Origin of the sequence: Pseudomonas sp. VI4.1 (genome assembly GCF_002029345.1) — a bacterium.
Classification (GTDB): domain Bacteria; phylum Pseudomonadota; class Gammaproteobacteria; order Pseudomonadales; family Pseudomonadaceae; genus Aquipseudomonas.
Map to the genome: position 1 here is coordinate 20274 of NZ_MULM01000110.1, position 10853 is coordinate 31126.

Below are 10853 nucleotides of genomic sequence, written 5' to 3' on the forward strand. Positions count from 1 at the left end.
TGTGTTGCGACGCGCATTCATCACTAAACGGCACGGCGCTTGCTTTTTAACCCTTATGAACCCAGACCTGACATTTTTCCGACGCCTGACCTCCAACTGCCGCCGCTGGTGCGGCGTGCTGTCGGCCGTGTGCCTGTTCAACGCCGGCAGTCCTGCCATTGCTGACACGGTTACCTTGCCTGACATGCTTATCGGCGTCACTCAGGGCTTTCTTGAATTCACCGTCGAAGACTATCTGGCGAGCAGTCAAACGGAAGGCCGTTACGAGATCCAGGTCAACCCGCTCGACCCGCGACTGCGCATGCCGATGTGCGACAAGGAATTGACAGCCACCCTCGAGAGCCCGGCCAGGCCGCTGGGTCGGGTCACGGTCAGGGTTCGCTGCGAGGGTGCGTCCCCCTGGACAGTCTTCGTGCCCGCTCAAGTACGCCTGTTTCGCGACATCGTGACCACCAGCCGGCCCCTGCGCCGCGCGGGTATTGTCGAGCCCGAGGACGTGACGTTGCGCGAACGTGACATCAGCCTGATCAGTCAGGGTTACCTGACGTCGGTCGACCAGGCGATCGGGCAGAAACTGACCCGACCCATGGTCGCTGACCAGGTCATTACCCTGGTGAATCTGGAACAGGCTGAAGTCATCAGCAAGGGCGACCAGGTGGTGATTATCGCCCGCAGTGGTACGCTCAGCGTGCGCATGCCGGGTGAAGCACTGTCCAACGGCGGTATGCGTGAACAGATTCGAGTGAAGAATCTCAACTCCAAGCGGGTCATCAAGGCGCAAGTCATCGCGCCTGGCCAGGTGGAAGTGGCCATGTAGGGTGCTCTGTGGGGTGAAGATGTGGCGCGCCACCCGACTGTTCCCTAAACTGTGCTCCATGCAGGGCAAGCGCTGACGCGCGCAAGCTCATTGATAAGTGGGCCTAAAGTTTTCCCGGGTATGGCCGAAAACATGGCAAGCGTCCAAATACCCAGAGGTTTTTATCATGGTCATCGATTTCAGCCGATTGAACAGTTCCTCGCCACCGACGGGCATTACCCGTACCAGCGCAGCCAGGGAAACCGCCGAAGCCGGCAAATCCGCGCCGCTGAGTACCCCGGCCGAACAGGCCAGTACCGTCAAAAGCGGGGAATCGGTACACATCAGCAATGAGGCTCAACAGTTGCAGAAGGTCACTGACACGCTGCGCGATCAGCCTGCCGTCGACAAAGCCCGAGTGGCCGAGTTGAAAGCCGCGATTGCCGATGGCAGCTACAAAGTCGACAGCAACCGTGTCGCCAGCAAACTGCTCAACTTCGAAGCCCAGCGCTAGGCCACGGCCCGCGCCAGGCTTTTGGACGCTTAAAACCCAAGGCCAGCCATGCACGACACTCATCTGCTGCAATTGATCACCGACGACTTTGCTCCCGCACAACACTTGCTGCAGCTACTGCAATCCGAATCCATCGCCTTGCACGGTCGCGACATGCCGCTGCTCGAAGACATTCTGGCGCAAAAACAGGCATTGATCGTTCTGCTCGATCAACATGGCCGCAAGCGCAGTGAAATCCTCGCCAGTCTCAACCTGCCCACCAATCGCCAGGGCCTCGAGCAACTGGCCAGTCAGTCGAGCCTGGGTGAACAGTTGCTGGCGCAAAGCGATGTGCTGACCGACCTTCTGGCCCAATGCCAGGCCGCCAACCTCATCAATGGCCAGTCGATTGTGAGGCAGCAGGCCGCCACGGCCACCCAGCTGAAAATCCTCACCGGCGGCGAGCCGCCAGCGCTCTACAACGCCAGCGGATCCTTCTCCACGCTGGTGAAGCCGCGCCCGCTCAGTCAGGCGTAAGCCTGCTGCCGAGCACGCCCTATCTAGCCGCGAAACATGCTGGCAAAATACTAGCCAGCCGCAGTCATATTTTGTCCGGAGATTGATCAACCGTGTCCAATGCCTTAAATGCGGGAGATGCTCCGCAACCACCCAAGGTGCTTACCACGCCTCTGGAGATCTCCGGCAACCTGCGCCAGCTGCAAGAAAGCCATGATCCGCTGATCATCACGTTCCACGAGCGCAGCCAGCGCTTCCAGAGCTATCTGGTGGACGTCGACCGTAAACATAAAACGATCACCCTCGACGAAATGATTCCTCGCGATGGCGAGCGCTTCCTGCTGGCCGGCGAACCGTTCAAGGTCGAAGGTTTCCACGACGGCGTGCGCATCGCCTGGGACAGCAACGGCCCGCTGACCATCGATGAGTCCGTCGACAGCCGCTGCTACCGCGGTCCCCTGCCCGCTCAAGTGGTCTATCACCAGCGCCGCAACGCCTTTCGCGCAGCGTTGAAGCTGGCACAACTGGTCGACGTCAATCTGGACGGTGAAAAGCTCAGGATGCCGATCAGCGGCAAATTGCTGGACATTTCCGCCACCGGCTGCAAGTTGCGCTTCGAAGGCAACATCAGTGGCTCCCTGCAACTGGGCCAGGTGTACGACCGCTTCGCCGCTGCCCTGCCCTTTGGCAAAATGACGGCGCCGGTCGAGCTGCGCTACCTGCATTTCGAGGAAAAAATCTCCACCACCTTCGCCGGCGTACGCTTTCACAACATGAGCGGATTGGTGCAGCGTCAGGTCGAGCGGTTCGTCTATCAGCTTCAGCGCGAAGCACGGCGCTTCGACAAAGACGACTTCTGATACAACGCTCCCATGAAAACGGGCAGCCCCTTGCGGTGACTGCCCGTTTTTTATGCTCGGGTGTTAAGGCCGGGCTTCGGTAAAGCTTTTCTGACGGCCCAGGTCATCGTCATCGTCAGCGTCATCGGCGGACGCATCGGTTTCGGTTTCGGTTTCGGGCTCCGGCTCAGGCTCAGGCTCAGGCGCGGGGTCTGGCTCAGGTTCGACCGGATTCTGCATCTGTTCCTGCACCACCTGCTCATCGACCCGCGGATCAAGGCAAGCCACCAGCGGTGAACTCGACATACTGTCCGGCATGGCGACGTGATGCAGCGGCGCATCGTCCACCTGGTGCAGATTGGTGACCGCTTTCGGGCGAATCCGCCAGCCAGCACCAACGCGAAGAAACTGAAGAAGGCATACAGCATCTGGCTGCCGAACAGCTTCATCAGCACCCCCGCCACCAGCGGCCCGATACTGGCCCCGACGCCATAGGTCACCAGCAGCATCGCCGTCAGGGACACCCGACGATCACCCTCGACATGGTCGTTGGAGAACGCCACCGCCAACGGATACAGACAGAACTGCACCAACGAGCAGAGGAAACCGGCGATGAACAACACCTCCAGCGGCACCTGTTTCATGATCGCCAGCGGCAATGCGGCCAGTGCCAGGCTGAAGGCAAAACAGCGGATCAACAGCGCCCGGTCATAACGATCGGACAGCCAACCCAGCGGCCACTGCACCAGCAATCCGGCGAAAATGCAGCTACCCATGAACAAACCGACTTGCTCCGTGGACAAGCCTTGCTGCGAGGCGTACAGCGGCGCCAGGCCGTAGAACGAACCGACGATCAACCCCGCCCCCAGCACCGTGCTCAACGATTGCGGCACGCGCTTGATGAAGAACCGTGGCTCCATCGGCGCCGGGTGCAATGCTGCCGGGTGAATCCGCTGCGTCAGGGTCACCGGCACCAGGCACAGCGCGAAGCACAGGGCGACCAGCATCAGCAGTTCCAGCCCCAGCCCCGGGTGCATGACCAGAATCAGCTGGCCCAACACCAACCCCAGGTAGGACGCGATCATGTAGCCGCTGAACACGATGCCCCGCTGCTTGGCTTCCGCCTGCTCGTTGAGCCAGCTTTCGATGACCATGTACTGGCACATCATGCCAAGGCCGACGATGACCCGCAGAAACAGCCACGCGGGCAGCCAGTCCACCAAGCCATGGCCAAGCACCGCCGCACCCACGATCCCGGCACACGCCGAATAGGCTCGAATATGCCCGACCCGGGCAATCAGCCGATGGCCGATCTTGCCACCCAGCACCAGGCCGAAATAGTTGGCTGCCATCAACGCACCGACCCACAGGCTGTCGACGTGATCGGCCGCCAGGCGCAAGGCCAGGTAAGTACTTAACAAGCCCGAGCCGATCAACATCATCAGCGAGGCGAAATAAAGCGCTCGAAAAGGTTTCCAGATTTGGCGCATCGGCGTTCCGAGCGGCTCCTTGCAGTGAGTAACGGGCTACCCGAAAAGATAGCCCGGTGTCGACGGATCGTCAGGCCTGGGCCGCTAAAACACGCCGCTCCCAGGGAGTTATTTCATCAAGGAAGCTGGTCAATTCCAGGGTCTTCGAAGCGACGTAGCCTTCGATGAATTCCTCGCCAAACAGTTCCATTGCCAATTGACTACGAGTCAGACGCTCGAGAGCGGCATGCAAGGTACACGGTAATGAAAGATTATCCGGCACCTCGAATTCGCCCTGGATCGCCTCGCTCGGCTCCAGTCGATTTTCGATGCCATATAACCCCGCCGCCAGGCTCGCGGCAATAGCCAGATACGGATTGGCATCAGCGCCCGGCAAACGGTTCTCGACCCGACGGGCAAGGGGCGAACTGGCGGGAATGCGCAAACCTGCTGCACGGTTGTCGTGGGACCAGCAGGCATTATTCGGTGAGGCGAACGGATGGTACAAGCGCTGGTAGGAGTTCACATTCGGCGCGAACAACGCGGTGAAATCCGCCATGCCCGCCTGCTGGCCGGCAATGAAGTGACGGAAGGTCGCGGTCGGCTCACCGCTCTCGTCGCTGAACACGTTCCGCCCGGTGCCGATCTCGACGATGCTCTGGTGAATGTGCATCGAACTGCCCGGCGTGTGCGCCAGCGGCTTGGCCATGCAGACCACGGTCAAGCCATGCTTGAGCGCGACTTCCTTGAGCAGGTGTTTGAACAGGAACGTCTGGTCGGCCAACAGCAACGGATCGCCGTGCAGCAGGTTGATCTCGAACTGGCTGACGCCCATCTCGTGCATGAAGGTATCGCGCGGCAAGCCCAAGGCCGCCATGCATTCATAGACTTCGCTGAAGAACGGCCGCAAGCCATTGTTGGAACTGACGCTGAAGGCCGAATGACCATCCTCGCGACGACCGTCCAGGCCTACCGGTGGCTGGAAGGGTCGAGTCGGGTCGGTATTGGGCGCGAAGACAAAAAACTCGACCTCGGTCGCCACCACCGGTGCCAGGCCGAGGGCGGAGTAACGCGCGATGACGGCCTTGAGCTGGCCGCGGGTCGACAGATTTGACCTGCCGCCGGTCAACTCATCCGCATCACAGATGGCCAAGGCTCGCGGTTGCTTGCTCCAGGGCAAACGGTGGATCTGCGCAGGATCGGGGACCAACGCCAGGTCGCTGTCATCGCTGCCGTAGAAACGCGCTGGCGGATATCCGCCCATGATGCATTGCAGCAGCACCCCTCGTGCCATCTGCAAACGTCGCCCTTCGAGAAAGCCTTCGGCGGTCATTACCTTGCCACGGGGTACGCCATTCAAGTCCGGCGTGACACATTCAATCTCATCAATGCCCGTCAATCGCTGCGCGAGTGAACGCTGGCCATCGGTTGTCATGACGCAATCCTTGTTATTGTGCGGGCCGCTAACGGCGACCCGTACAAAATAGGCTCCGCGTGTTCGGAATATCAAGCATCGGTACTCAAATTCTTCATCGCCAATGACCACGTCACACTGTAGGAGCCGGCTTGCCGGCGAAAGCGGTGTTTCAGTCGACATCTTCGCTGGATGTCAGAACGCCTTCGCTGGCAAGCCAGCTCCTACAGGGGGGGTGCATTCAGGTAGAAAGCGGCTGAACGGCCGCCGCCGAGGGCGCTAAATATTTGAAGGCGTTATTGAAAAACGGGATTATCCTGACTCATTGATGTGCGCTGTCCATCGCTTGAACTCAAGACGTCTCCCGTCTCTGCCAAAGGCCGAAGTCATGACCACCCCTCCCAAGCGCTCGGACACTGTTTCCGAGCCAAAGGCCTTGAGCCCCAGCACCCTGGATTTTCCGGTGGTGGGCATTGGCGCGTCGGCCGGTGGGCTGCAAGCCATCAAACTGTTTTTCGAAAACATGCCCCAGGACAACGGCATGGCGTTCGTGATCATTCTCCATCTCTCCCCCGACCACCAAAGCATCGCCGACAAAATCATCCAGGAATCGACCCGTATGCCGGTGCTGCAGGTCACCGAAACGGTGCCCATCGAGAAAAACCGGGTGTATGTCATTTCACCGGCGCAACGGCTGGCGATGAATGACGGGGTTCTTGAAGTGCGCGCCTGCGACCCGGCTCAGGGGCGCCATGCGTCCATCGATCTGTTCTTTCGTGACCTCGCCGATGTGCACCGCGAGCGTGCTTTCTGTGTGGTGCTGTCAGGTTCCGGTTCGGACGGTGCCGTCGGTTTGTCCCGTATCAAGGAACAGGGCGGCGTCACCCTCGCCCAGGCACCGGAAGACGCCGAGTTCGACAGCATGCCCCGTGCAGCCATCGACACGCGCATGGTAGACCTGGTGTTGCCCGTGGTCGAAATGCCGCAAAAATTGCTGGAATTGTGGCGCAACGCCCAGGCAATCAGCTTGCCTACCGCCAACGATCCCGAATTGCAAACCAGTGCCGCCGTCTCCGAACGCGAAGCCGTGGTGGCCGAGCAATGGCTGCAGGACATTCTTATCCAGTTGCGCACCGGCACCGGCCATGATTTCAAACACTACAAACGCGCCACCGTACTGCGCCGGATCGAACGCCGGATGCAGGTGACGGCTCAGCCGGACCTCGCCGGCTACTATCGTTTTTTGCAAAGTAACCCCGAGGAAACCAAGGCACTGCTGGGCGATATGCTGATCGGCGTCACCAACTTCTTCCGCGACCGTGAAGCCTTCGAAGCCCTGGAACGGGATGTGGTGCCGCAACTGGTCAGCGCCGCCGTCTCGGCGCAAACCGAGAAAGAAGAGATCCGGGTCTGGTCCGCTGGCTGCTCCACAGGCGAGGAAGCCTACAGCCTGGCGATGCTGCTCAACGATCAGTTGCAACTGGACAGAAGCGCGGCTTCGTTTCAGCTCTTTGCTACCGACATCGACGAGCGCGCCATCAGCGTCGGCCGGGCCGGGCTGTATCCGCAGGCGATCATTACCGACGTACCGCCGACGCGACTGCGGCATTACTTCGGCAAGGAAAACGACCACTATCGAGTTCGCAAGGAAATCCGCGAAAAGGTGCTGTTCGCCAAACACAGCCTGTTGTCCGATCCGCCGTTCTCGCAAATCGACCTGATCGTTTGCCGCAACCTGCTGATCTACCTGGATCGCGAGGTTCAGCGCGAAATCCTGCAGATGTTCCACTTTGCCCTGCGTCCCGGCGGCTTTCTGTTCCTCGGTTCATCCGAGAGCGCGGACGCGTGCCATGAATTATTCGCGCCGGTAGACAAACGTAACCGGATCTTCCGCGCCAAGACTGGCACGGCCAATAGCCGTCGCACCCCGACCATGCCCCGCGGCGGCTACGTGCGGACCAGTGTTTCCCGGCAAGTGCCGCAAAACAGCCTGCCGCGCAAACTGTCCGTCGCCGATATCCATCAACGGGCCCTGGAACAGTCCGCACCACCGAGCATGATCGTCGATGCCAATGCCGACATCCTGCACATGAGCGAAAGTGCCGGGCGTTTCCTGCGGCATGTCGGCGGTGAATTGTCGCGCAATTTGCTGACCCTGATTCTTCCGCAATTGCGCCTGGAAATCCGCACCACCCTGTTCCAGGTGCAGCAGAGCGGCCAGCCGGTCAAATCCCGCGAAGTACCGATCCAGCGCGACGACCGGCGCTACCTGATTGATCTCGTCGCCCATCCCTACAAGGATGAAGAGTCGGACGGCGACTACGTGCTGGTGATATTCGAGGAGGTGGAGGTCGACCCTTCGGAGTTGGCGGCGACCACCGTGCTACAAACGGAAAGCCAAGTGCTGTCCAACCTGGAGCGCGAACTGCAACGCACCAAACTGCACCTGCAGGACACCATCGAACAATCGGAAGTCTCCAGCGAAGAGCTCAAGGCTTCCAACGAAGAAATGCAGGCGATCAACGAAGAACTGCGTTCGGCCACCGAAGAGCTGGAAACCAGCAAGGAAGAACTGCAGTCGATCAACGAAGAACTGCTGACCGTCAACTTCGAGCTGAAAAGCAAGGTCGAAGAGACCGACAAGATCAACGATTACCTGACCAACCTGATCGCCTCCACCGACATCGCCACGGTGTTTGTCGACCGCAGCATGCGCATCAAGTGGTTCACCCCGCGCGCCACCGACATCTTCAGCATGTTGCCGGTGGATACCGGGCGCTCGTTGCTCGACATCACCCATCGCCTGCATTACGACGACCTGGCCGCAGATGCGGCGCAGGTGTTCGAATCATTGAACATGATCGAGCGCGAAGTCAGCAGCACCGACAATCACTGGTACATCGCGCGCCTGCTGCCCTATCGCTCCAGCGAGGACCACATCGACGGCACCGTGCTGACCTTCATCGACATCAGCAAACGTCGCGCCGCCGAAGAAGAGCTGCGCCTGGGCGAAGAACGCATGCGCCTGGTCGCCGAAAGTACCCGCGACTACGCGATCATCACCCTCGATGAACTGGGCATCATCACCAGCTGGAACAAAGGCGCCGAGTTGATCTTCAGCTACAGCAAGGCCGAGGCCGAAGGCGCGTATTACGACTTCATATTCTCCGCCGAGGATCGCGCGGCCGGCGTGCCTGAAAATGAGCTGTTATCGGCGCGCACTCATGGCCGCAGCGAAGATGAACGCTGGCACCTGCGCAAGGATGGCAGCCGCTTCTTCTGCAGCGGCGAGGTGACGCGGCTCAAGGGTGAGAATCTCAAGGGCTATGTGAAGATTGCCCGGGACCTGACCGGCCACAAGCGCCAGCACGAAGAGCAAAGCCAACAGCTGGCCGAGACCCGCAACACCAATTACCTCAAGGATGAGTTCTTCGCGGTGATGTCCCACGAACTCAAGCATCCGCTGAACCTGATCCAGCTCAACGCGGAGCTGCTGCGTCGCTTGCCGGTCACCAAGTCGCTGGCGCCGGCCGCCAAGGCCGTCAATACCATCTGCGATGCCGTCAACAGCCAGGCACGCATCATCGATGACCTGCTGGATGTCGCACGGGTTCGCACGGGCAAGCTCAAGCTGCAACCGGTCGCCGTGGACCTGATCAGCGTGTTGCGTGACATCCACACTGTGGTCCTCAACGAACAGCACGAACTCACGATTGAACTGTTGGTGCCCGCTGACCCGCTGATCGTCCAGGCCGATCCGACTCGCCTGGAGCAGGTCATCTGGAACCTGGTGAACAATGCCCTGAAATTCACCCCGCCCCAGGGCCGCGTGCAGTTAATCGCCAGCCAGGTGGGGAACATGGCTCGGCTGGATGTCAAAGACGATGGTGCCGGCATTGCGCCCGAGAACCTCGATCATGTGTTCGACCTCTTTGGTCAGGCCGAACAGCAGCACGCCACCCACCACCGGGAAGGCCTGGGTATCGGTCTTTCGCTGGTCCGCCAGTTGACTGAGGCACAACGCGGAACGGTTGAGGTGAGTTCTGCGGGTATCGGAACGGGCTGTACCTTCACGGTGTGTCTGCCACTGGCACTCACCCATGGCGCGATTCAATCGGCGCCCCCGTTCGAAATCGCCTCGGGACGGCTGAGCGGATTGACGATTCTCCTGGTAGACGACTCCGCCGACGTACTGGAAACCTTGAAAATGCTGCTGGAGATGGAGGACGCGCAGGTGATTGCCTTCGATCGTCCGGTGGCAGCTTTGGACGCGGCGAAAAACACCCGTTTCGATCTGATCATTTCGGACTTGGGCATGCCGGTCATGAGCGGCCATGAGTTGATGAGTGCCCTGCGTCAGCTACCACTGGTCAAGGATGTGCCGGCCATTGCACTGACCGGCTATGGCGCCCACAGCGACATTCAAAAGTCTCGGCAATCAGGCTTTGACCAGCATATTGGAAAGCCGGTGTCCTACGATGACCTGATCGAAACCATCGAGGCCCTGCGCCAGCCGCAGCGGTAACACATCAATCGAGATAGGCGCGCTGTACGCAGGCGCGTCTATCGATTGCCTGCCTGAGCCGCTCCTTGTGATCGGCCCACATCCCGGGATCAACCTTGGTTGAGCGCATCAAAGCCAACATGGCAGTCTTGGCTGCACGGTACTCCGCCCAGGCATCCTCGGTCCTGAGCTTCAAACGTTCACGCTCGGTCATCTCCATACGCCTCAACGCCAATACCGACTCATCGGTGATCACCGTACTCAGGGTCAACTGCACCCGGTGCGGCGCTACGAACGCTTGAGTGGCCGCGACCATTTCTCTTGCCCGCTGGGTGCCCCATTTCAACGCGATACAGTAATGTTCACCGACACGCCGGTCATAAAACTCCTCGCCGATCGCCCAGCCATTCGGGCCGTAGACACCTACGAAGACCTGGGTAATCCCCCCATGGTTGATCCGCGCCTGTACTTCGATTTCCACGCCATCGCTGAGGACTTCCTCATGGGACTGGAGGGGTAAACGTCTATTGGTCCATAGCCAGAATTGGGCGCCTCGGCGTCGCATCTATTTCGCTCCGTGAGTGGTCCTCTGGATTAAGGCACAGCACTGGCGGAGTTTCCATGTAGGTCGTCGGGCGGTGGCATTTTCGTCACGCCTGTTTCCTGCGGACAAAAACAAAACCCCTACCTGCATACGCAGATAGGGGTTTCGGAATTTAATCTTGACGATGACCTACTCTCACATGGGGAAACCCCACACTACCATCGGCGATGCATCGTTTCACTGCTGAGTTCGGGATGGGATCAGGTGGTTCCAATGCT

The 10853-nt window shown here is 59.8% G+C and carries 7 protein-coding genes, 1 rRNA gene and 1 pseudogene; 5 read left to right on the plus strand and 4 right to left on the minus strand.

What is annotated here, in order from left to right; all coding sequences use genetic code 11:
• Nucleotides 1-55: 55 nt before the first annotated feature.
• The 4 genes from flgA to BZ163_RS06415 all read left to right on the plus strand — a co-directional run bounded on the left by flgA (nucleotide 56) and on the right by BZ163_RS06415 (nucleotide 2665).
• Nucleotides 56-817 carry a flagellar basal body P-ring formation chaperone FlgA gene (flgA, locus tag BZ163_RS06400; RefSeq protein ID WP_128870239.1) on the plus strand — a complete coding sequence of 254 codons (762 nt, stop codon included), beginning with the start codon at nucleotides 56-58 and terminating at the stop codon, nucleotides 815-817.
• A 166-nt stretch (nucleotides 818-983) separates the two neighbouring features.
• Entirely contained in the window at nucleotides 984-1310 is a 327-nt protein-coding gene (gene flgM, locus BZ163_RS06405) for a flagellar biosynthesis anti-sigma factor FlgM (RefSeq protein ID WP_128870240.1), read from the plus strand.
• A 48-nt stretch (nucleotides 1311-1358) separates the two neighbouring features.
• A complete protein-coding gene (locus tag BZ163_RS06410; RefSeq protein WP_128870241.1) occupies nucleotides 1359-1826 on the plus strand; it encodes a flagella synthesis protein FlgN in 468 nt (155 codons plus the stop codon).
• A gap of 92 nt (nucleotides 1827-1918) precedes the next feature.
• Nucleotides 1919-2665, plus strand: coding sequence for a flagellar brake protein (locus BZ163_RS06415; protein WP_128870242.1), 747 nt, complete (start codon nucleotides 1919-1921; stop codon nucleotides 2663-2665).
• Nucleotides 2666-2728: 63 nt separating this feature from the next.
• Here BZ163_RS06415 and BZ163_RS06420 read toward each other — a convergent pair.
• Both BZ163_RS06420 and BZ163_RS06425 read right to left on the minus strand, forming a co-directional pair.
• Nucleotides 2729-4134 (minus strand): annotated as a pseudogene (locus tag BZ163_RS06420) (MFS transporter).
• 70 nt (nucleotides 4135-4204) lie between these two features.
• Nucleotides 4205-5446 (minus strand): glutamine synthetase family protein, encoded by a 1242-nt coding sequence (locus BZ163_RS06425; protein WP_178110440.1) that lies wholly within the window; start codon nucleotides 5444-5446, stop codon nucleotides 4205-4207.
• 469 nt (nucleotides 5447-5915) lie between these two features.
• Here BZ163_RS06425 and BZ163_RS06430 point away from each other — a divergent pair, with 469 nt between their 5' ends.
• Nucleotides 5916-10052, plus strand: a complete 4137-nt coding sequence (locus BZ163_RS06430) for a CheR family methyltransferase (RefSeq protein ID WP_128870244.1) — start codon at nucleotides 5916-5918, stop codon at nucleotides 10050-10052.
• Between the two features lie 4 nt (nucleotides 10053-10056).
• On the opposite strand, the gene BZ163_RS06435 is transcribed toward BZ163_RS06430, so the two are convergent.
• Together BZ163_RS06435 and rrf are read right to left on the minus strand one after the other, a co-directional pair.
• Nucleotides 10057-10596: a hypothetical protein gene (locus tag BZ163_RS06435; RefSeq protein ID WP_128870245.1), complete on the minus strand. Its 540-nt coding sequence runs from the start codon at nucleotides 10594-10596 to the stop codon at nucleotides 10057-10059.
• 155 nt (nucleotides 10597-10751) lie between these two features.
• Nucleotides 10752-10853 (minus strand): 5S ribosomal RNA (gene rrf / locus BZ163_RS06440); the annotation flags it as partial.